This is a genomic window from Cellulomonas sp. Root137, assembly GCF_001426725.1.
In the GTDB taxonomy this organism is placed as follows: domain Bacteria; phylum Actinomycetota; class Actinomycetes; order Actinomycetales; family Cellulomonadaceae; genus Cellulomonas.
The window spans coordinates 285,427-307,067 of record NZ_LMFG01000002.1 but is presented as its reverse complement, the minus strand read 5'-3'; the positions used below and the strand labels follow the sequence as shown (position 1 = coordinate 307,067).

The window sequence follows — 21,641 nt, the reverse complement described above, 5'->3', positions numbered from 1 at the left end:
GCAGGCCTACTCTGTGCGCGGAACCCGACCGGTTGTGGTCGGGTCGCGCCGCCCGGCTGTGGGCGGCCCTCCGGAGGTGCGACGTGCACCCCACCCCCGCTCGCGTGCATCCCGCTGCCGCGCGCCCGTCGCCGACCCCCGGAGCCTTCTCGATGCGCAGCACCCGTCCCGTCCTCGCCCTCGCCGTCGTCGCCCTGACGCTCTCGGCGTGCTCGGCCCAGAGCACCCCGGAGTCGGTGCCGACCGAGACCGCGAGCGCCAGCGCCACGTTCTCGCCGGTCACGCTCGACAACTGCGGCACCGAGGTCACGATCGAGACCCCGCCGACGAAGGTCGTCACGATCAAGTCGACCGCCACCGAGATGCTCCTGGCGCTGGGGCTGGAGGACCTGATCATCGGGACGGCGTTCGCCGACGGCCCGGTCCCGGCGGACTTCTCGGCCGCGTACGAGGCGATCCCGGTGGTCTCGGACAAGGTGCCCGGCCAGGAGGCGCTGCTCGCGCTCGAGCCGGACTTCGTCTACGCCGGCTGGGAGTCCAACTTCTCGGCCGACGGCGCCGGCGAGCGCACCGCCCTGCACGACCTCGGCATCGGCACGTACGTGTCCCCGGCGGCGTGCAAGGAGGAGGGCTACATGCCTGACCCCCTCACGTTCGACGAGGTCGCCGACGAGATCCGCGAGGTCGCGGCGGTCTTTGGGGTGCCGGAGCGCGCGGAGGAGCTGATCGCCCAGCAGGAGGCCACCCTCGACGGTGCGCAGCAGCCCGCCGAGGAGACGACCGCCCTCTGGTACAGCTCCGGCTCGGACACCCCGTACGTCGGCGCCGGCATCGGTGCACCGCAGATGATCATGGACGCCGCCGGCCTCACCAACATCTTCGCGGACGTGCACGACACGTGGACGTCCGCCGGCTGGGAGCAGGTCGTCGCGGCGGACCCGGACGTCATCGTGCTCGTCGACGCCGCCTGGAACACCGCCGAGAAGAAGATCGGGCTGCTCGAGGCGAACCCCGCCACGAGCCAGCTCACCGCCGTCCGCGAGAAGCGGTACCTCACCGTCCCGTTCGCGGCGGGCGAGGCGGGGGTGCGCAACGCGGAGGCCGTGGCGTCGCTCGACGAGCAGCTCGCCGAGCTGGGGTGAAGGCCCGGACGCCCCTGGCCCTGCTCGTCCTCGCGGGGCTGGCCGCCCTCGTCGTGACCGTGCTGGTCACGGTCACCATCGGGCCCGCAGACCTGGGGGTCGCGGAGGTCGCCCGGAGCGTCGCCGGCCACCTCGGCCTGCCGGTCGAGGCCGTTCCCCGGTTGCACGACGCGATCGTCTGGGACCTGCGCCTCCCCCGGGTGCTCACGGCCGCGGCCGTGGGTGCGGGGCTCGCCCTCGCCGGCGCGGTGATGCAGAGCCTGACGCGCAACCCGCTGGCTGATCCGTACCTGCTCGGTCTGTCGTCGGGCGCGTCGCTGGGTGCGGTGGCCGTGCTCGTCGTCGGCGTGGGCCTGCTCCTGCCCGTCGCGGCCTTCGCGGGTGCCCTCCTGGCCCTCGTCGCGACCCTGGCGCTCGCCCGCTCCGGGAGCACCCTGTCCCCGGGTCGGACCGTCCTGGCGGGCCTGGCGGTATCCCAGATGGCCGCCGCCGGCACCAGCTTCGTCATCTTCTGGACCGCCACCGGCGACTCCTACCGGGAGATCCTCAACTGGCTGCTGGGCTCGCTGGCCGGCGCGACCTGGAGCTCCGTGGCCATCGCCGGCGTCGCGGTGCTGGCGGTGGGCAGCGTGCTCGTGGTCAGTGCCACGCGGCTCGACGCGTTCGCCTTCGGGGACACCTCCGCGGCGGCCCTCGGCATCGACGTCGACCGCACGCGCTGGACCCTGATGACGGTCGTCGCCCTGCTCACCGGCGCGATGGTGGCCGTCAGCGGCGCCATCGGCTTCGTCGGCCTGATCCTCCCGCACGCCGTGTCCTCGCTGACCGGTCCCGCGCACCGCCGGCTCCTCCCGGTCGCGGCGCTGAGCGGCGCGGTCTTCCTGATCTGGGCGGACACCCTCGCTCGCACGGTGTTCGACCCGCGCGAGCTGCCCGTCGGCATCGTCACCGCGCTGATCGGCGTCCCGGTCTTCGCCTACCTGCTGCGGCGCGGGAAGGGGTCGGCATGGACCTGACCCTCGACGGCGTCGGCACCCGGCTCGGCGGTCGCTGGGTGGTGGACGGCATCGACGCCACCCCGCCCGCCGGTCACCTGACCGGCCTGCTCGGCCCCAACGGCGCCGGCAAGACGACCCTGCTGCGCCTCATCGCGGGCCTCCTGCCGCCGGAGAAGGGCGCGGTGCTCGTCGAGGACGCCGCCGTGCACGAGCTGCCGCGCAAGGCGCGCGCGCGCCGGATCGCCGTGCTCGAGCAGGAGTCGACCAGCACCGTCCCGCTCACGGTCCGCGAGGTCGTCTCGCTCGGCCGGATCCCGTACCGCAGCCTGTGGGGCACCGACCCGGACGACGCCGCCATCGACCGCGCTCTGGTCAGCGCGCAGGCGGACCACCTGGCCGAGCGTCCCTGGTCCTCGCTGTCCGGCGGTGAGCGCCAGCGGGTGCAGATCGCCCGTGCGCTGGCCCAGGAGCCCGAGCTCCTGCTGCTCGACGAGCCCACCAACCACCTCGACGTGAGCGCGCAGCTGAGCCTGCTGGCGTTCGTCCGGGATCTCGGCACGACGACGGTCGCCGCGCTGCACGACCTCAACCTCGCCGCCGCGTTCTGCGAGCACGTCCTCGTGCTCGCCGACGGGCACCTCGCCGCGGCCGGGCACCCGCGCGAGGTGCTGACCCCGGCCCTGCTGCGGGCGGTCTACGGCGTCGAGGCCGACATCCTCGAGCACCCGCGCACCGGTAGACCGGTGATCGCGTTCCACGAGCCGACGAGGTCCCCATGAAGATCACCGTCCTGTCCGGCGGGGTCGGCGGCGCACGCTTCGCCCGCGGCCTGCGCGCCCTCGTCCCGACCGCCGGCATCACCGTGATCGCCAACACCGGCGACGACATGTGGCTGCACGGGGTCCGCGTCTGCCCCGACCTGGACACGCTCATGTACACGCTCGGCGACGCGGTGCACGAGGAGCAGGGCTGGGGTCGGCGCGACGAGAGCCGCCGGACCAGCGACGACCTGGCCGCGTACGGCCTCGGCTGGGAGTGGTTCACGCTCGGGGACCTCGACCTGGCCACCCACCTGGCCCGGACCGAGCTGCTCCGCGGCGGGCTGCCGCTGTCGCAGGTCACGGCCCGCCTCGCCGAGCGCTGGGCACCGGGCGTGACGCTCCTGCCGATGACCGACGACGAGGTCGAGACGCACGTCCTCACCGCGGACGGCCGCGACCTGCACTTCGAGGAGTGGTGGGTCCGCCACCGTGCGGCGCTGCCCGCTGCACGCTTCGTCCAGACGAATCTCGCGACGGCCACCCCCGCCCCCGGTGTCCTCGCCGCGATCGCCGACGCCGACGTGGTCGTCGTGCCGCCGTCCAACCCCGTGGTCTCCGTCGGCACGATCCTCGCGATCCCCGGCATCCGCGACGCCCTGCGCACGACGGCCGCGCCGGTGGTCGGCATCAGCCCGGTGATCGGCGGCGCGCCGGTGCGCGGGATGGCCGATGCCTGCCTGACCGCGATCGGCGTCGAGACCAGCGCGCTCGCCGTCGCGCGGCACTACGGTCGGCGGCCGGACGGCGTGCTGGACGCGTGGCTCGTCGACGACAGGGACGCCGACGCGGCCCACGCGCTGGAGTCCGAGGGCTGGGCGGCGGGCTCGGCGAACACCCTCATGACCGACGTGCCGACGACCGCCCGCATCGCCGCGGACGCGCTCGCCCTGGTCGGCGCCCTGCGCTAGCCGAGCGGCTGCTGGACGCGCGACGCGGTGACGACACGGTGCACGAAGTCCAGCTTGCGGGCGACGGGCTCGGCGATCGTGAACGGGTACAGGTCGCTCTTGCCCATCGCACGGTTGACGCGGTTGAGGAACGTCGAGACGGGGAGCCAGTCGGCAAGGATCTCCGCCATCGTCGCGTCCGCGTAGCTCGGCCGCGGGCTCACCTCACCGTCGGCGATCTGCGGCACCCCCTCCATCTGCACGGTCAGCCGGCCGCCGGCCGCGGTCTGCAGCGTGCCGGTCAGGTGGAGGTAGTGGGCGAAGCACTCCGCGAAGTCCTCCCAGGGGTGCATCGTGGCGTACTCGGAGATGAAGCTCTCCGCCCAGTCGCGCGGCGCTCCGGTGGCGTAGTGGCGGGCGATCGCGTCGCGGTACGACGTGCGCTCGTCGCCGAAGATCGTCCGGCACTCGTCGATCCAGCCCGTCTGCTCGACGAGGATCCACTCGTAGTAGTGGCCCACCTCGTGCCGGAAGTGCCCGAGCATCGTGCGGTACGGCTCGCCGAGGCTGATCCGGAGGGCCTCGCGATGCGCGTCGAGGGACTCCGCCAGGTCGATGGTGACGATCCCGTTGGCGTGCCCGATGGTGACCCGGGCGCCGTTCGACCGCGACGAGAGCAGGTCGAACCCGAGCCCGCCCGTCCGGTCGTACCACGGCGTGATCGGCAGCCCGAGGTCGGCGAGCTGGACGAGCAGCCGGCGCTTGTCGCCGGACGCGGTCGCGAGCTTCTCGAGCGCGAGGGTGTCGTCGTTGCTCGGCCGGGTGCGGGTGAGCCGACAGGAGATGCACTGCCCCGAGCCGGAGTCGGCCGCCGCGAGCCAGTTGCACTCCCAGAGCCTGTTGGCGCACGGGAACCACCACGAGCCGTCGACGTCGGTGCCCTGTGCGGGCGCCGCGCGCATCGTCAGCGTCGGCGGGTGCAGGCCCAGCTCGAGCCCGCAGCCGTCGCAGGCCAGGGACTCGATGAATGCCACGTTCCCGCAGCGGGGGCAACGGAAGAGGCGCACGCGTCGACGCTAGAGCACGGCACGGGTGGCGGGACCCACGCCGAGCCGCTGCACCTCGGTCAGGTCGTCCGGGACGTCGACGTCGCGACGGACGGAGGACGTCGCGACGACCGCCAGGCGGACGTGCCCGGCCAGCTCGTGCGCCGCCGCCGACCCCGACCCGAACTGCGGGTCGAGCACCACGCCGGGCAGCGCGGCGAGCACCGTCGTCCCGGTCCCGTCGGCGTCGGCCACGAACGCGCGCTCGTGGGCGCTCGCCATGCTCAGGGCGTCCGCGAGCTCGTCGGGCCTCAGGGCCGGCAGGTCACCGAGGAGCACGGCGATGCCGACGTCGGCGCCTGCCGCGCGCTCGATCCCTGCGCGGACGGCACCGTTCAGCCCACTGCCGGGCTCGTCGACGAGGCTGACCGTCCCGGCCAGCAGCGTCCGCAGCGGCACGTCGCCCGTCACCACGACCACGCGGACCACACCGGGGGTCGCGACGGCGGCCGCGATCGTGTCGAGCGCCATCGCCCGCACCAGCCGCTCCCGGGCGGACGCGGACAGCACGCCCGCCAGCCGCGTCTTCCCGTCCGCCGCCGGCTTCACCGGCACCACCACGACCCATCGCACCGGCGCATCCTCCCCTACTCGCGAGAGGATGCCGTCATGACTCTCTGGCTCACCGGCGACCCGACCGCCGACCAGCTCCTGACCGACGACCCGTTCGCGCTGCTCATCGGCATGCTCCTGGACCAGCAGGTCACCATGGAGTCCGCCTTCGCGGGACCCGCCAAGATCGCGGCCCGCATGGACGGCCTGGACGTGCACCGCATCGCGGAGGCCGACCCCGAGACGTTCGCCGCCCTCTGCGCGACGCCGCCCGCGGTGCACCGCTACCCGGGCTCGATGGCCGGCCGGATCCAGGCGGTGGCCGCCGCGGTCGCGCGCGACTACGACGGCGACGTCACGCGGCTGTGGACCGACGGCGACCCGGACGGTCCGACCGTGCTCAAGCGCCTCAAGGCGCTGCCGGGGTTCGGGGACCAGAAGGCGCGGATCTTCCTGGCGCTGCTCGGCAAGCAGCGTGGCGTCCAGCCCACCGGCTGGGCCGAGGCCGCCGGCGCCTACGGGGAGCCCGGGGCGCGGCGGTCCATCGCGGACGTCACCGACCCGGTCTCGCTGAGCGAGGTCAGGGCCACCAAGCAGGCGGCGAAGGCGGCCGCGAAGGCTACGGCTGGCCCCTGAGGGCGTCCTTCCAGCCCTGCGAGTACGCCTCGGCGCTGCCCTGCTGGAACATGTCCTCGTCGCCGAGCCGCACCAGCACGCGCGCACCCGGACCGTCGTCGTCGGTCACCAGGTGCCCGAGTCCTCGGACGACGGCCAGCGGCCGCCCCTCGGCCTTGCCCTTGACCAGCTCGCCGGCCGACGCGATCTCGTCGGCCACCGCGGCCTGCGTCATGATCAGCGGCCGGCCGAACGAGTCCACCTGACCGCGCAGGTCGTCGAGCACGACGAGCCCCGCCGCGCCGATCGCGATGTCGGTGACGCCCTGCCGCCACGGCCGCCCGGCAGTGTCCGTGATCACGATGCCCACCCGGACGCCGAACGTCGCCGCCAGGCCTGCGCGCAGCCGCCGCGCGGACGCGTCCGGGTCGAGCGGGAGCAGCAGCACGGTGCCCTCGGGGGTGTTCGACGCGTCCACGCCGGCTGCGGCCATGACGAGGCCGAGCCGGTTCTCGACGATCCGCGTCACGCCCGAGGCGTGCTCGCGGGTGGCGACGACGCGGACGGTCTCGTCGGTGATCGCCTGCTCGCGGTCGTCGGCCGACACCACCCGGCCCTCGGCCTTGGAGACGACCTTCGACGTGAGCACGAGGACGTCGCCGTCGACGGGCGGGTCGTCGCGGAGCAGCTCCGCCAGCAGCGCGACCAGGTCGTCGCCGGGAGCGATCTCCCGCAGGCCGTCGGGCGCCCAGACCTCGAGGCGCGAGCTCATCGCACCAGGTTGGGCAGCACGTCCGCCCCGAACGTCTCGATCCACTCGCGCTGGTTGCGCCCGACGTTGTGCAGGTAGATGCGGTCGAAGCCGAGGTCCACGTACTTCTGGATCTCCGCGCGGTGCTTGTCGGGGTCTGCCGAGATGACCATCCGGCCCTCGAAGTCCTCGGGGCGCACCAGCTTGGCCATCTGCTCGAAGTCGAACGGCGAGCGGATGTCGGCCTTGGGGAACTTCATGCCGCCGTTGGGCCACTCGTGCATCGCGTGCGCCAGGGCCAGCTCGTCGGTCTCGGCCCACGACAGGTGCAGCTGCAGCACCTTCGGCATCGACTCGGGGTCCTTGCCGGCCTCGCGCGCGCCCTCGTCGAACTTGCCGAACAGGCCGGAGATCTTCTCCAGCGGTGCACCGACCGTGATCAGACCGTCGGCCAGCCGGCCCGCGCGCTTGGCGGTCACGGGACCGGCCGTCGCGACCAGGATCTCGGGGGCGACCTCGGGCATGGTCCACAGGCGCGTGGACTCCAGCTTGTAGAACTGCCCGGCGTGCTTGACGTCCTTGCCCGCGATCGACGCCGCGAACAGCTTCTTGATGATGTCGATGGCCTCGAACATGCGGTTGATCCGCTCGGGGGCCTCTGGCCAGTAGCTGGCGATGATGTGCTCGTTGAGCGCCTCACCGGAGCCCAGGCCGAGCCAGTGCCGGCCCGGGTACATGGCGGCGAGGGTGGCCGACGCCTGCGCGACCATCGCGGGGTGCCACCGGAACGTCGGTGCGGTGACGCCGGGGCCGATGTCGCCCGTCGTGCGCTCGCCCAGGGCGGTCAGCACGTTCCAGACGAACGCCGCCTGACCCTGCGCCGGCACCCACGGCTGGTAGTGGTCGGCCGCCATGACCCCGGAGAACCCGTGGGCCTCCGCGTGGGCGGACAGCGCGACCGCCTCGGTCGGGTGGAACTGCTCGAGCATCGCCGCGTACCCGACCGTGAGGCCGTCCGCCGTGACCGTTGCCATCCATTGCTCCTTCGTGGGCCCTCGTCGTCGATCACCCTAACCGCGGGACCAGGCAGGATGATGCCCGTGAGCGAGGACGCCCTGCCGATCGAGGTGCACTGGGCGCACACCGTCCCCGTCGACGAGCTCGTCGGCGCCCTGACGCCCGGCGAGCGCGACCGCGTCGGGACCCTCCGGACCGCGGAGGCGCGGGACGGGATCGCGTCGTCCCTGCTGCTGGCGCGGACCGCGGTCGGCTCGTGGACCGGGGTGACCGCCGGATCGGTCGAGCTGCACCGGCGCTGCCCCCGCTGCGGGAGCCGCGCGCACGGTCGGCCGAGCGCGTCGTGGCGCAGCGTGCCCGACGACGCGCACTGGACCGCAGTCCCCCACCTGAGCCTCGCCCGGACCGCGGGGACCGTCGTCGTCGTGACGACTCGCACGGACGAGGTCGGCATCGACGTCGAACGCCGGACCGACCACGTGTTCGACGGGTTCGACGAGGTCGTGCTCGCCGCCGACGAGGCCCGCGGGGTCGACGACGAGGCACGACTGCGCACCTGGGTGCGCAAGGAGGCCGTGCTCAAGGCCGTCGGCCGCGGGCTCGACGTCGACCCGCGCAGCCTCGTGCTCGGGCCCGGCGGCGAGCCCCCGCGCATCGCGCGAGGACCGGCCGGACCGTGGCACCTGCAGGACCTCGACCCGACCGACGGGGCGATCGGCGCTCTGGCCGTGCGGGCAGCCGGCCCGGTCAGCGTGCGGGTGACGCAGGTGCACCTGGCCGGACGGCACTGAGCTCGGGCAGGGCCGGCCGGTAGACCCAGGCCTCCACGAGCAGGGCCACCGAGGTCCCGGACACCTCCGACGCGCACGCGACGAACAGCTCGGTGCTCACCGTCCCGTGCCGGTGGCGCGCGGTCCACGTCCTCAGGACGGCGAAGAACGCGTCGTCCCCGACCGCGAGCCGCAGGGCGTGCAGGGTGAGCGCGCCGCGCTTGTAGAGCCGGTCGTCGAACATGCCGTCGGGTCCGGGGTCGCCGATGACCAGGTCCTGCGGGAGCGCCGCCAGACGGGCGCGCGCGGACCGGGCGTGACGGTCGGCGCTCCACCCGCCCGACTGCTCCGACCAGAGCCACTCGGCGTAGCACGCGAAGCCCTCGTGCAACCAGATGTCCCGCCAGCGCCCGACGGTCAGGCTGTTCCCGAACCACTGGTGCGCGAGCTCGTGCGCCACCAGCCGTTCCGAGCCTCGCCGGCCGTCCATGTGGTTCGCCCCGAACACGGCGAGCCCCTGCGCCTCGAGCGGGATCTCGAGGTCGTCGTCGGTGACCACGACCGTGTACCCCGCGAACGGGTACGGGCCGAACCGATGCTCGAAGAGCGCCATCATCTGGGGCTGCCGGTCGAGGTCGTGCAGCGCGGCGGCGCGCAGCCGGGGCGGAACCAGCACCTGCGTGGACAGGCTCGTCGGCACCCGCTCGTAGCGTCCGACCTGGAGCGTGGCGAGGTAGGGCGCCATGGGCTCCGGCTGGTCGTACACCCACCGGGTGCGTCCGGCGCGCGGCGTGCGGGAGACCAGGGACCCGTTGGCGAGCACCTCGTAGCCGGCCTCCGCCGTGACCGTGACCGTGAAGCTCGCCTTGTCCGCCGGGCTGTCGTGGCACGGGAACCAGGTGGGTGCCCCGTCGGGCTGGCCCGCCACGATGAGCCCGTCCTCGAGCTCCTCCCAGCCGACCTCGCCCCACGGCCCGCGCACGGGACCGGGCTGCCCGCTGTAGCGCACCTCGATCGGCAGGCTCGTACCCGCGTCGACCGCCCGACCCAGCCGGATCGCGATCCGCCCGTCGCGATGGGTCCACCGCTCCGGCCGCTTCCCGCCCACCAGGACCCCGGTGACGCGCAACCCGTGCAGGGACACCGAGACGCGGTCCAGCGGACGGGTGGCGCGGGCGTGCAGCACCGCGCGGGCGTCCAGCCGGTTGGTGGCCACGCGGTAGTCGAGGTCGAGCTCGTACCGGTCCACGTTCAGACCCCCGTCGGGCCTGCCGGGCAGGTAGGGGTCCTCGGGCGGCTGCGTCACGCCGGGGCCACCGGGTTCCCGGTCCAGCGCGAGCCCGCGGGGATGGTGTCGCCGCGCAGCACGAGGGACGCCGGCCCCACCCGCGCGCCGTCGTCGAGGCTCGCCGCGGGCAGCACCACCCCGTGCGGGCCGAGGCTCGCGCCGCGTCCCAGCTCCACCGTGTCCATGCTCATCACCCGATCATGGAACAGATGTGTCTGCAGCACGCAGCCGCGGTTGACCGTGGCGGCGTCGCCGAGCCTGACCAGGTCCGCCTCGGGCAGCCAGTACGTCTCGCACCAGACCCCGCGGCCGATCCGGGCGCCGAGCGTCCGCAACCAGACCGTGAGCGCCGGTGAGCCGATCGTGGCCGGTCCGAGCCACGGCACCGCGACCACCTCGAGGAACGTGTCGGCCAGCTCGTTGCGCCACACGAACGAGCTCCACAGCGGGTGGTCGCCCGGTCGCAGCCGGCCGACGAGCAGCCACTTCGTCACCGTCGCCAGCGCGCACGCGACGAGGGCGGCGGCCAGCACGACCAGCGGGGAGAGCGCGGCGGCCGCCCCGAGCCCGCGGGCGTCGAGCACCGCCTGGAGCGCCAGCAGGACGAGCACGCCCAGCCCGACGGTGCAGATCACGGGCACGATCCGGCAGAGCTCGACCAGCGCACGGGCCACCCGCAGGCGCGTCGGCGGAGCGAACGTCCGTGCGTCGTCGGCCTCGCCGGCGGTCCGTCGCAGCCGCACCGGCGGCGAGCCGAGCCAGCTGGTGCCCGCCCGGGCGTCCTCCGGCGTCGCCGAGAGCACCGCGACCAGACCGCGCTTGGGCACCGTGCGGCCGGGGGCGATCATCCCCGAGTTGCCCAGGAACGCACGCTTGCCCACCTTGCTCCGCTCGACCCGCAGCCAGCCGTGCCCGAGCTCGTAGGAGCCGATCAGGGTGTCGTCGGCGAGGAACGCGCCCTCGCCGACCGTCGTGAGGGTGGGGAGCATGAGGGCGGTCGACGCCTCCACGTCCTTGCCGATGTCCGCCCCGAGCAGCCGCAACCAGACCGGCGTCGCGAGGCTGGAGTAGAGCGGGAACAGCGTGGTGCGGGCGTCGTCCATCAACCGCAGCGTCGCCCACACCTGCCAGCCCGCGCGGCTGTGCACCGGGTGGTACCCCTCGCGGAACCCCAGTCCGAGCAGCCGCACCGCGGCGAGCGTGACGAGCGCGAGCACCACGACCACCGTGACCGCGGCCAGCGGCACCGCGCGCAGCGCGTCGACCGCCGCCTCGGCCTGGGTGGTGGCCCCGCGCAGCGCCACGCCGACGACCAGGAGCCCGCACAGCACGGCGACGACCGGCAGGGCCGCGAGCGCCGCGGCGGTCGCCCCGTAGATCGCCACCCAGCGGCGCGCCCGTGGCGCGCGGTCGCGCGGCCAGTGCCGCCGGGCCGGCCCGTCGAACACCGCCGGAGACCCCACCCACAGCTCGCCGGGCGGCACGGAGTCCAGGACCGCGGAGCCGGGGGCGACCTCGGACCAGGCGCCGACGCGGGTGCCGGGCGCGAGCGTGCTGCGGGTGCCGACCGTCGCGCGCTTGTCGATCCGCACGCGTCCGACCCGGAGCACGTCGCCGTCGAGCCAGTGCCCGCGCAGGTCCACCTCGGGCTCGACCGAGCACCCGTTGCCGAGCGTGAGCAGCCCGGTGACCGGCGGCGGCGCGTGCAGGTCGACGTTCTTGCCGACGGTCGCCCCGAGCGCCCGCGCGTACGTCGCGGTCCAGGGGGCGCACGAGAGGTTCTCGGCGCCGGCCGCGGCCGCCCAGGACTCGGTGAACCACAGGCGCAGGTGCACCGACCCGCCCCGGGGGTACCGGCCGGGGCGCAGTCCCTGCAGCAGCGTCCGGGCGACGAGCACGGTGGTCCCCATCCGCCCGAGCGGGCTCAGGAGCACCAGCCAGCCGAGCGCCACCCACCACCACACCCCGGGCACGACCGGCACCCACGCGGCGCCCGTCGTCGCGACGAGCACCGCGTCCGCGACCAGCAGCCAGGTGAGCCAGCGCAGCCCGACGAGCGCGGCGAGCGGCAGGCCGAGCACCGTCTGCAGCACCTGCGCCCGCAGCGGGGTCGGCGCGACCACGCGCGTCTCCGCGGCGGCGGTCGGCTCGAACTCGTCGAGCCGGCGCGCCAGGTCCCCGATCCGGGGGTACTCGTACACGTCGGCGACCGTGACCGTCGGGAAGCGCTCGCGCAGGGCGCTGACCAGCTGCGCGGCCACGAGGCTGCCGCCGCCGGCAGAGAAGAAGTCGTCGCGCGGGCCGGCGACCGTGACGCCGAGCGCCGCCGTCCAGCGCTCCGCCACCCACTCCCCGGTCGCGGTGAGGCCGACGGGCGGCGCCGACGCCGACGAGCCGGTGGCAGCCCGTTCCAGCGGCCACGGCAGCGCGTCGCGGTCGACCTTCCCCGAGCCGCGCGTCGGGATGGACTCCACCGGTGCGAGCAGCGGCACCAGGGCGGCCGGCAGCGACCCCACGAGCCGGTGCCGGGCGTCGGCCAGGTCCAGCGTGATGCCGGGCTCGGGCACCAGGTACCCGACGAGCACCGAGGTGCCTGCGGGGGTCCGCCGGACGGCCGCGGCCGCACCCGCCACGCCGGGCAGCCCGAGCAGCGCGGAGTCGACCTCGCCCAGCTCGATCCGGCGGCCACCCACCTTCACCTGGTCGTCCGCGCGCCCGACGAACAGCAGCCCCTCGGCCTCGTACCGCACCAGGTCCCCGCTGCGGTACGCCCGCCCCCAACCCAGCGGCTCGGCCGGCGCGTACTTCTCCGCGTCCTTGACCGGGTCGAGGTACCGCGCGAGCCCGACGCCGCCGATGATCAGCTCGCCCAGCCCGCCCTCCTCGACCTGGGTCCCGTCGGGCGCGACGACGGCGAGGTCCCACCCGTCGAGCGCGTGCCCGATGCGCACGGGGCCGTCGCCGGTCAGCAGCGCCGCGCACGCGACGACGGTCGCCTCCGTCGGCCCGTAGGTGTTCCAGACCTCGCGACCCTCCCCCACCAGCCGCGCCACGAGCTCGGGCGGGCAGGCCTCGCCGCCGAAGATGAGCAGCCGCACACCGGCCAGCTCCTCGGACCGCCAGAGCCCCGCGAGCGTCGGCACGGTCGAGATGACGGTGATGCCCTGCGCCACCAGCCACGGGCCGAGGTCCATGCCCGTGCGCACCAGCGCCCGCGGCGCCGGGACGAGGCAGGCGCCGTGCGCCCACGCGAGCCACATCTCCTCGCAGCTCGCGTCGAACGCCACGGACAGCCCCGCCAGCACGCGGTCTCCCGGGCCGAGCGGCGCCTCCTGGAGGAACAGCCGCGCCTCGGCGTCCACGAACGCGGCGGCCGACCGGTGCGTGACCGCGACCCCCTTCGGTGCGCCGGTCGAGCCCGAGGTGAAGATGATCCACGCGTCGTCGTCGAGCCCCGGACGGCGTCGCTCCGCGCGCGTCCGCAGGGTCGCCAGGTCCCCCTCCGTCAGCACGCGGGCGACCCCGGCCTCCCGGAACACGGTCCGGGCGCGCTCGTCGGGGTCGTCGACGTCGACCGGCACGTAGGCCGCCCCCGCCGCCAGCACCGCGAGGATCGCCGTGTAGAGCTCCGCCGTGCCCGACGGGATGCGCACACCGACGCGGTCGCCGGGCCCGATGCCCACGCCCGCGAGACCGGCCGCGGACGCCCGGACAGCCTCGGACAGCTCCCGATAGGTCAGGACCGTGCTGCCGTCGTCGACGGCCTGCGCGTCCCCGTGCACGGCGACGGTGCCCTCCAGGACGTCCAGCAGCGTGCGCGGTGCAGGTGCCCGGCCGGACCGGAGGAACCCCTCGGCAGACATCGCCCAGCCTCCCCGCCCGCTCGTGTCCTCCCGATCATGCGCTCACGACCCGGCGAGTGGCGATCCTCGCACCGGCGCGGCGGCGCGCCGCACCCGGACCGCCCTCGTTCACCGACTGTTCGCCTGATCGTCGCCGGAGCGTGGAGGCCCGCCGATCTGGGAAGATGTCGGACCATGAGCTCCGACGCCTTCACCCTGCCCGACGCACCCACGACTCTCACGGGCACGCGGCAGGTACCGGACCGGGTCTCCCTCGACGGTGTCGAGGACCGCTGGGACGAGGCATGGACCGCCCAGGACCTGTACGCGTTCGACCGCACGGCCACGCGCGAGCAGATCTACTCGATCGACACGCCCCCGCCCACGGTGTCGGGCTCGCTGCACGTCGGCCACGTCTTCTCGTACACGCACACCGACGTCGTCGCCCGGTTCCAGCGGATGCGCGGCCGCGAGGTGTTCTACCCGATGGGCTGGGACGACAACGGCCTGCCCACCGAGCGTCGCGTGCAGAACTACTACGGCGTGCGGTGCGACCCGTCGCTGCCGTACGACCCCGAGTTCACTCCCCCGTTCGAGGGCGGCGAGGGCAAGTCCGGTCCCCAGCTGCCGGTCAGCCGCAAGAACTTCGTCGAGCTGTGCGAGCGCCTGACCGTCGAGGACGAGCGGCTGTTCGAGGCCCTCTGGCGCCGGCTCGGCCTCTCGGTCGACTGGTCGCGCACGTACCAGACGGTGTCCGCCGAGTCCCGGGCCGTCGCGCAGCAGGCGTTCCTGCGCAACCTCGCGCGCGACGAGGCGTACCAGGCCGAGGCCCCCGGGCTCTGGGACGTGACGTTCCAGACGGCGGTCGCGCAGGCCGAGCTCGAGGCCCGCGACTACCCGGGTGCGTTCCACCGGGTCGCGTTCCACGGTGCCGACGGTCCGGTCTACATCGAGACGACCCGTCCGGAGCTGCTCCCGGCCTGCGTGGCCCTCATCGCGCACCCCGGCGACGAGCGCTATCAGCACCTGTTCGGCACCACGGTCCGCTCCCCCCTGTTCGACGTGGAGATCCCCGTCCTGGCGCACACGCTGGCGGAGCCCGACAAGGGCGCGGGCATCGCGATGTGCTGCACGTTCGGTGACCTCACGGACGTGCAGTGGTGGCGCGAGCTCCAGCTGCCGACGCGCTCGGTGGTGGGCCGCGACGGCCGCATCCTGCGCGACACCCCGGACTGGCTCGTGGGCGACGGCCCGCGCGCCCGTTACGAGGAGCTGGCCGGCAAGACCACGTTCTCCGCCCGCGAGGCCGTCGTCGCCGGGCTCCGCGAGACCGGGGACCTGGACGGGGAGCCCGTCACCACCCAGCGCAAGGCGAACTTCTACGAGAAGGGCGACAAGCCCCTCGAGATCGTCACCAGCCGCCAGTGGTACATCCGCAACGGCGGGCGCGACGAGGCCCTGCGCGACGAGCTGCTCGCCCGCGGCGCCCAGCTGGGGTTCAGCCCCGACTTCATGAAGGTCCGCTACGAGAACTGGGTCAGCGGCCTCAACGGCGACTGGCTCGTGTCCCGCCAGCGGTTCTTCGGCGTGCCCTTCCCGGTCTGGTACCCGCTCGACGAGCACGGCGAGCCGCAGCACGACAAGCCACTGCTGCCGTCCGAGGACCAGCTGCCCATCGACCCGTCCTCCGACCTGCCCGCCGGCTACACGGCCGAGCAGCGCGGCGTGCCCGGCGGGTTCGCGGCCGATCCCGACATCATGGACACCTGGGCCACCAGCTCCCTGACCCCGCAGATCGTCGGCGGCTGGCGCACCGACCCGGACCTGTTCAGCCGCGTGTTCCCCATGGACCTGCGCCCCCAGGGCCAAGACATCATCCGCACCTGGCTGTTCTCCACGGTGGTCCGCTCGCACCTGGAGCACGGCTCGCTGCCCTGGTCGGACGCGGCGATCAGCGGCTGGATCCTGGACCCGGACCGCAAGAAGATGTCGAAGTCCAAGGGCAACGTGGTCACCCCCATGGGCCTGCTGGAGGAGCACGGGTCCGACGCGGTCCGGTACTGGGCGGCCTCGGCTCGGCTCGGCACCGACGCGGCGTTCGAGATCGGCCAGATGAAGATCGGCCGCCGCCTGGCCATCAAGGTGCTCAACGCCTCCAAGTTCGCGCTCTCGTTCGGTGCCGCCGACGAGCCGCTCGCCCTGGACCCGTCGCTGGTCACCGTGGAGATCGACCGCGCGATGCTGGCCGGCCTCGCGGACGTCGTCGACAAGTCCACCGCGGCCCTCGTCGCGTACGACCACACGCGCGCGCTGGAGCTGACCGAGACGTTCTTCTGGACGTTCTGCGACGACTACCTCGAGCTGGTCAAGGACCGCGCGTACGGCGACCCGTCGCCGGAGACCGAGTCCGCACGTGCGGCCCTCGCGATCGCCCTGGACGTGCTGCTGCGCCTGTTCGCGCCGGTGCTCCCGTTCGCCACGGAGGAGGTCTGGTCGTGGTGGCGCGAGGGATCGGTGCACCGGGCCACATGGCCGTCCGCGGAGCCGCTGCGCACCTCGGCCGACCCCGCCGTCGTCGGTGCCGCCGGCTCGGCGCTCACCGCGCTCCGCAAGGTGAAGTCCGAGGCCAAGCTGTCGATGCGCACCGAGATCACCTCGGTCGAGCTCGTCGTGCCCGCCGGGCTGCGACCCGGCATCGAGGCGTCGCTCGACGACATCCGGGCGGCCGGCCGCGTCACCGGAACCCTGACCCTGGTGGACGGTGACGGCGAGACGTGCGTGGCACGCGACGCCGTGCTGGTCCCGCCGGCTCCGAAGGCCTGACGTGCGCGAGTCACGGTCCGAGTCCCTGGTGGAGCTGGACCCCGCCGACAGCATCCCCGGCATGCTCGCGGCGCGGCTGCTGCGCGACCCCTCCGGGGTGTTCGCGGAGCGACTGGTGGGCGACGCCTGGACCGCGGTGACGGTCGCCGAGTTCGACGCGGAGGTCACCGCGGTGGCCAAGGGTCTGGTCGCGCGCGACGTCCAGCCCGGCGACCGCGTCGCGATCATGTCCCGCACGCGCTACGAGTGGACGCTGCTCGACTTCGCCTGCTGGGCGGCGGGCGCGCTCGGCGTGCCGGTCTACGAGACGTCGTCGGCCGAGCAGGTCCGCTGGATCATGGCCGACGCCGGGGTCCGGCTCGCGCTCGTGGAGACCGCGAAGCACGCCGCCGTCGTCGCCCAGGTCCGTGACGACCTCCCGGGCCTCCGCGAGGTCCTGGTCATCGACGAGGGCGCGGTCGCGACGCTGGTCGAGGCCGGGACCGAGGTCCCCGACGAGGAGATCCGGCGGCGCAGCGCGCTGGCCCGCGCGGACGACCTCGCGACCGTCATCTACACGTCGGGCACGACCGGCCGGCCCAAGGGCGTCGAGCTCACGCACGGGAACTTCGTCGCGATCACCCGCAACGGGGTCGCCGGGCTGGGCGACGTCGTCGCGATGCCGCACTCGCGCACCCTGCTGTTCATGCCGCTCGCGCACGTGTTCGCGCGGTTCATCCAGGTGCTCTGCGTGCCCTCCGGCGCCGTCCTGGGTCACACGCCGGACGCCAAGAACCTGCTCGCGGACCTCGGGACGTTCCAGCCGACCTTCATCCTGGCCGTGCCCCGCGTCTTCGAGAAGGTCTACAACTCGGCGGAGCAGAAGGCCGGCTCGGGGACCAAGCTGAAGCTCTTCCGCTGGGCCGCCAAGGCCGCCGAGGACTACTCCCGCTCGCTGGAGACCGGCGGCCCGGGCCCTCGCCTGCGAGCCCGGCACGCCCTCGCGGGACGGCTGGTGCACTCGAAGCTCCGGGCGGCGCTGGGCGGGCGTGCCGAGTTCGCGATCTCCGGCGGCGCACCCCTGGGCGAGCGGCTCGGGCACTTCTACCGGGGCATCGGCGTCGAGGTGCTCGAGGGCTACGGCCTCACCGAGACGACCGCCGCCACGACCGTCAGCCGCCCCGGCGTCACGACGATCGGCACCGTCGGGCCGGCATACCCCGGCACGGCCGTGCGGGTCGACGACGAGGGCCAGATCTTCGTCTCCGGCCCGCACGTGTTCCGGGGCTACCGGCACGATCCCGAGGCCACCGCCGAGGCGCTGGTGGACGGGTGGTTCCGCACCGGCGACCTCGGCACGATCGACGAGGCCGGGTGCCTGCGGATCACCGGCCGCACCAAGGAGATCATCGTCACCGCGGGCGGCAAGAACGTGGCCCCCGCCGTGCTGGAGGACCGCCTGCGCGGGCACCCGCTGGTCAGCCAGGTCGTCGTCGTCGGCGACCAGCGGCCGTTCATCGGCGCGCTCGTCACGCTCGACGCGGACATGCTCCCCGGCTGGCTGTCCAACCACGGTCTCCCGGCCATGTCGGTCGACGAGGCCGCGACGAACCCCGCGGTCCTCGAGGCGCTGGACCGTGCCTCCGAGCGCGCCAACGAGGCCGTCTCGCGCGCCGAGTCCATCCGCAAGCTCCGGGTGCTCACCACGGACTTCACCGAGACGAACGGCTACCTCACCCCGTCGATGAAGGTGAAGCGCGCCCTGGTGCTCAAGGACTTCGCCGCGGACATCGACACCCTCTACACCGACACCCGCAGCACCGACTGACCACACGCGACGTCCGCACTCGAGGGGGCTCAGACCCGCTCGAGTGCGGACGTCGCGGTGTCTAGACGACCGTGCGGAGGCGGGCCTGGTCGGCGGACTGGGTGGGGACCGCCTCGCTGGGCGTGGAGTCGTCGGACCAGCGCAGCACCGCGCCGATGCCGTCCACCAGGTCGACCGCGCCGTCCTCGGCGAACGTGACGCCCGCGTCCTGCGCCAGGGCAGCACGCACCAGGGCCACGTTCGCGTCCATCTCGCGCGCGTTCTCCGTGACGCCGATCGACTGGAGGTCCCCCGCGCTCGTCGCCAGCTGCAGGGGTTCGGGCCCCACCCACAGGGTCCGCTCCGCCAGTCCGGTGGTGAGCACGCTGACCTGGAGCACCAGCTCCGCCACCTGGCCGCGCCGCAGCACCTCGATCACGTCGCCCAGCGCGGTGACGGCACCGTCGCCGCGGCCCTGCGCCTCCCGGAACCGGTCGAGCACCGCCTGCCGACGCCGGGTCCGGAACGCCTCGAGCGTCTCGGTGACCCGCGCCGCGAACGCGCCCTGGTTGACGCCCTCACCGCGCGACCCGCCCTGCACCTCGACCACCAGCTCACGCGCCTGCTGACCGACGGCCTCGCACACGAGCTTGGTGGCCCGCACGTCGCCCGTGATCACCACGAGGTCGGGCTTGCGCTCCGCCACCCGCTTGTCCAGCACGGCCGCGACCGCCTCGGCGTTGCGACCCCAGGAGTCCTCCGCACGCGTCTGACTGCGCCGGTCGAGACCGCCCTCGCGCGTCTTGTGCACGTCGTCGTGCCCACCGTCGACGGTCTCGGTCTCCGGGCCGCCCTCGGTGCGCACGGTGCCACCGGCGGCCCAGGTGAGGTCCGCTCCGTTGCGGTCCACCTCGACCAGCAGGTACGACACCGTCTCGTCGGCGGCGCGCACGGCCGGGAGCAGGGCCGGCGCAGGGCCGAACACCGCGTGGGACTGGGCCGGAGGCTCGGAGAGCACTCGGTCGACCACCACTCCCTGGGCGTCGGCCACGATCACCCGCCCGTGGGGGGCGCGCACACCGGTGGGGACCGAGACCACGTCGGCGATCTGGTCCAGCACCCAGGCCGGTGCGCCGTCGCGCTCGAGAGAGCGTCGGACGGCCCTCCAGCGGTCAGCCGCCTCGGCGTCACCGGTCGCACCGTTGCGCGTCGCGTCGAGGTAGACGGTCGTGAACGGTGCCGGGCGTCCGAGCAGCGGCTTGAGCCAGTGCAGATCCATGGGCAAGTACCTCCGGTGTCGATCGTCCCCGGCGACCGCGCACGCGTGATCCGCCCCCGCGCGGCTTGCCGGAGCTGACCCCTCCTACCCTCCGCCCCCGGAGGGCCCGGCGCCACCCCGAATAGTCAGGCGCCTCGGGCGTGGTCCTCGGCGATGGCCTCGTGGTGCCGGATGACCTCCTCGACGATGAACGCGAGGAACTTCTCCGCGAACACGGGGTCGAGGTCCGCGGTGCGCGCGAGCTCACGCAGGCGCGCGACCTGCTGCTCCTCACGCGCCGGGTCCGACGGCGGCAGGCCGCTGGTCGCCTTCAGCACGCCGACCTGCTGCGTCGCCTTGAACCGCTCCGCGAGCAGGTAGACGAGCGCGGCGTCGATGTTGTCGATGCTCCCGCGCAGGCGGGCCAGGTCGGCGGGGATCGGGGTCGGCAGGTCGCTCACGGACGCGATCCTAGGCGGGAACCCCGGACGGTCAGGCGCTCTTCTCGCGGGGTGTGCGCTTCTCCTGCTCGGTGTCCCGCGGGATGAGCGTCGGGTTGACGTTCTCGAGCACCACCTCGCGCGTGATGACCACGCGGCCCACGTCGTCGCGGCTGGGCACCTCGAACATCACCTGCTGGAGGACCTCCTCCATGATGGCCCGCAGCCCACGTGCCCCGGTGCCGCGCAGGAGGGCCTGGTCGGCGATCGAGGCCACGGCCTCCTCGTCGAACTCGAGCTCCACGCCGTCGATCTGGAACATCCGCTGGTACTGCTTGACCAGCGCGTTCTTGGGCTCCGTGAGGATCCGCACGAGCGCGTCCTGGTCGAGACGGGAGACCGCAGCGACCACAGGCAGCCGGCCGATGAACTCGGGGATCAGGCCGTACTTCTGCAGGTCCTCGGGGCGGACCTCCGCGAACAGGTCGCCCTCGTCCACCGAGTCCAGCAGCGGGGCGCCGAAGCCGACGACGCGCTTGCGCGCACGGGCCGCGATGATGTCGTCGAGGCCCGAGAACGCGCCGGCCACGATGAACAGCACGTTCGTGGTGTCGATCTGGATGAACTCCTGGTGCGGGTGCTTGCGGCCGCCCTGCGGCGGGACCGAGGCCGTGGTGCCCTCGATGATCTTCAGCAGCGCCTGCTGGACACCCTCGCCGGAGACGTCACGCGTGATCGACGGGTTCTCACTCTTGCGGGCGATCTTGTCGATCTCGTCGATGTAGATGATCCCCGACTCGGCCTTCTTGACGTCGTAGTCGGCGGCCTGGATGAGCTTGAGCAGGATGTTCTCGACGTCCTCGCCGACGTAGCCCGCCTCGGTGAGGGCCGTGGCGTCCGCGATCGCGAAGGGGACGTTCAGCATGCGGGCCAGGGTCTGCGCGAGGTACGTCTTGCCGGTGCCCGTGGGGCCGACCAGCAGGATGTTCGACTTCGCGATCTCGATGTGGTCGTCGGTCGTCGACGTCCGCGCCTCACCGGCCTGGACACGCTTGTAGTGGTTGTACACCGCGACCGCGAGGGCCCGCTTGGCCGACTCCTGGCCGATGATGTACTGCTCGAGGAAGTCGAAGATCTCCTTCGGCTTGGGCAGCTCGACCAGGCCGACCTCGGTGGCCTCCGCCAGCTCTTCCTCGATGATCTCGTTGCAGAGCTCGATGCACTCGTCGCAGATGTAGACGCCCGGGCCCGCGATCAGCTTCTTGACCTGCTTCTGCGACTTGCCGCAGAAGGAACACTTGAGGAGATCGGCCCCGTCCCCGATACGAGCCACGTCGATCCCCTTCCTCGTGTCGCCCTCCGCCCGTCGGGCGGTGCGTCGTACGTGCGTCGCCCCGCGGGGCGCGCGTCCTCCCCCATTGCACACCACCGGGGCCGGGATGTCAGCCGAACACACGGCACGCGTCAGCACCGGTTGTCACTGGCGTCACCCGTCGCCCAGCAGAAGAGCCGGGTCCGCAGGCCGCGGACCCGGCTCCCCGGAGG

General features: G+C 73.6%; 17 protein-coding genes. 8 read left to right on the top strand and 9 right to left on the bottom strand.

Annotated elements, in window-relative coordinates:
• Positions 1-152: 152 nt before the first annotated feature.
• The 4 genes from ASD18_RS13895 to cofD are packed head-to-tail and all read left to right on the top strand — an operon-like array spanning position 153 to position 3,869.
• A complete protein-coding gene (locus tag ASD18_RS13895; RefSeq protein ID WP_056092973.1) occupies positions 153-1,142 on the top strand; it encodes a putative F420-0 ABC transporter substrate-binding protein in 990 nt (329 codons plus the stop codon).
• Positions 1,139-2,158 carry a putative F420-0 ABC transporter permease subunit gene (locus ASD18_RS13890; protein ID WP_200938616.1) on the top strand — a complete coding sequence of 340 codons (1,020 nt, stop codon included), beginning with the start codon at positions 1,139-1,141 and terminating at the stop codon, positions 2,156-2,158. The genes ASD18_RS13895 and ASD18_RS13890 overlap by 4 nt, the downstream gene beginning before the upstream one ends.
• Positions 2,149-2,919: a putative F420-0 ABC transporter ATP-binding protein gene (locus ASD18_RS13885; protein ID WP_056092972.1), complete on the top strand. Its 771-nt coding sequence runs from the start codon at positions 2,149-2,151 to the stop codon at positions 2,917-2,919. The genes ASD18_RS13890 and ASD18_RS13885 overlap by 10 nt, the downstream gene beginning before the upstream one ends.
• Positions 2,916-3,869, top strand: a complete 954-nt coding sequence (gene cofD / locus ASD18_RS13880; RefSeq protein ID WP_056092969.1) for a 2-phospho-L-lactate transferase — start codon at positions 2,916-2,918, stop codon at positions 3,867-3,869. Before ASD18_RS13885 ends, cofD begins: the two co-directional genes overlap by 4 nt.
• On the opposite strand, the gene ASD18_RS13875 is transcribed toward cofD, so the two are convergent.
• On the bottom strand, positions 3,866-4,915 hold the full coding sequence (locus ASD18_RS13875; protein WP_056092964.1) for a putative zinc-binding metallopeptidase: 1,050 nt from the start codon (positions 4,913-4,915) through the stop codon (positions 3,866-3,868). The two genes, cofD and ASD18_RS13875, sit on opposite strands and share 4 nt — an antisense overlap.
• Positions 4,916-4,924: 9 nt before the next feature.
• A complete protein-coding gene (gene cofC / locus ASD18_RS13870; RefSeq protein WP_082574059.1) occupies positions 4,925-5,527 on the bottom strand; it encodes a 2-phospho-L-lactate guanylyltransferase in 603 nt (200 codons plus the stop codon).
• A 36-nt stretch (positions 5,528-5,563) separates the two neighbouring features.
• On the opposite strand from cofC, the gene ASD18_RS13865 reads away from it, so the two are divergent.
• The gene (locus ASD18_RS13865) at positions 5,564-6,142 is read left to right on the top strand and encodes an HhH-GPD-type base excision DNA repair protein (protein ID WP_056092961.1); all 579 of its coding nucleotides are present in this window, start codon (positions 5,564-5,566) and stop codon (positions 6,140-6,142) included.
• Here ASD18_RS13865 and ASD18_RS13860 read toward each other — a convergent pair.
• Both ASD18_RS13860 and ASD18_RS13855 read right to left on the bottom strand, forming a co-directional pair.
• A complete protein-coding gene (locus ASD18_RS13860; protein WP_056092958.1) occupies positions 6,126-6,893 on the bottom strand; it encodes a coenzyme F420-0:L-glutamate ligase in 768 nt (255 codons plus the stop codon). The two genes, ASD18_RS13865 and ASD18_RS13860, sit on opposite strands and share 17 nt — an antisense overlap.
• Entirely contained in the window at positions 6,890-7,906 is a 1,017-nt protein-coding gene (locus tag ASD18_RS13855; RefSeq protein ID WP_056092955.1) for a TIGR03557 family F420-dependent LLM class oxidoreductase, read from the bottom strand. Before ASD18_RS13855 ends, ASD18_RS13860 begins: the two co-directional genes overlap by 4 nt.
• Positions 7,907-7,972: 66 nt before the next feature.
• On the opposite strand from ASD18_RS13855, the gene ASD18_RS13850 reads away from it, so the two are divergent.
• A complete protein-coding gene (locus ASD18_RS13850; RefSeq protein WP_162251751.1) occupies positions 7,973-8,680 on the top strand; it encodes a 4'-phosphopantetheinyl transferase superfamily protein in 708 nt (235 codons plus the stop codon).
• Here the strand turns inward: ASD18_RS13850 and ASD18_RS13845 are convergent.
• Both ASD18_RS13845 and ASD18_RS13840 read right to left on the bottom strand, forming a co-directional pair.
• Positions 8,637-9,965 carry a M1 family metallopeptidase gene (locus ASD18_RS13845; protein ID WP_200938615.1) on the bottom strand — a complete coding sequence of 443 codons (1,329 nt, stop codon included), beginning with the start codon at positions 9,963-9,965 and terminating at the stop codon, positions 8,637-8,639. The genes ASD18_RS13850 and ASD18_RS13845 overlap by 44 nt on opposite strands.
• Complete coding sequence (locus ASD18_RS13840) at positions 9,962-13,810, bottom strand: Pls/PosA family non-ribosomal peptide synthetase (RefSeq protein WP_056092947.1); 3,849 nt, start codon at positions 13,808-13,810, stop codon at positions 9,962-9,964. The genes ASD18_RS13845 and ASD18_RS13840 overlap by 4 nt, the downstream gene beginning before the upstream one ends.
• 174 nt (positions 13,811-13,984) lie before the next feature.
• Here ASD18_RS13840 and valS point away from each other — a divergent pair, with 174 nt between their 5' ends.
• Both valS and ASD18_RS13830 read left to right on the top strand, forming a co-directional pair.
• Entirely contained in the window at positions 13,985-16,612 is a 2,628-nt protein-coding gene (valS, locus tag ASD18_RS13835) for a valine--tRNA ligase (RefSeq protein ID WP_056092945.1), read from the top strand.
• Positions 16,613-16,673: 61 nt separating this feature from the next.
• On the top strand, positions 16,674-18,419 hold the full coding sequence (locus ASD18_RS13830) for a long-chain fatty acid--CoA ligase (protein WP_369817300.1): 1,746 nt from the start codon (positions 16,674-16,676) through the stop codon (positions 18,417-18,419).
• A gap of 61 nt (positions 18,420-18,480) precedes the next feature.
• Here ASD18_RS13830 and ASD18_RS13825 read toward each other — a convergent pair whose 3' ends face one another.
• The 3 genes from ASD18_RS13825 to clpX all read right to left on the bottom strand — a co-directional run bounded on the left by ASD18_RS13825 (position 18,481) and on the right by clpX (position 21,429).
• Entirely contained in the window at positions 18,481-19,677 is a 1,197-nt protein-coding gene (locus ASD18_RS13825; RefSeq protein WP_056092939.1) for a hypothetical protein, read from the bottom strand.
• 125 nt (positions 19,678-19,802) lie between these two features.
• Positions 19,803-20,117, bottom strand: coding sequence for a chorismate mutase (locus tag ASD18_RS13820; RefSeq protein WP_056092936.1), 315 nt, complete (start codon positions 20,115-20,117; stop codon positions 19,803-19,805).
• 31 nt (positions 20,118-20,148) lie between these two features.
• Entirely contained in the window at positions 20,149-21,429 is a 1,281-nt protein-coding gene (gene clpX, locus ASD18_RS13815) for an ATP-dependent Clp protease ATP-binding subunit ClpX (protein ID WP_056092933.1), read from the bottom strand.
• Positions 21,430-21,641: the final 212 nt, after the last annotated feature.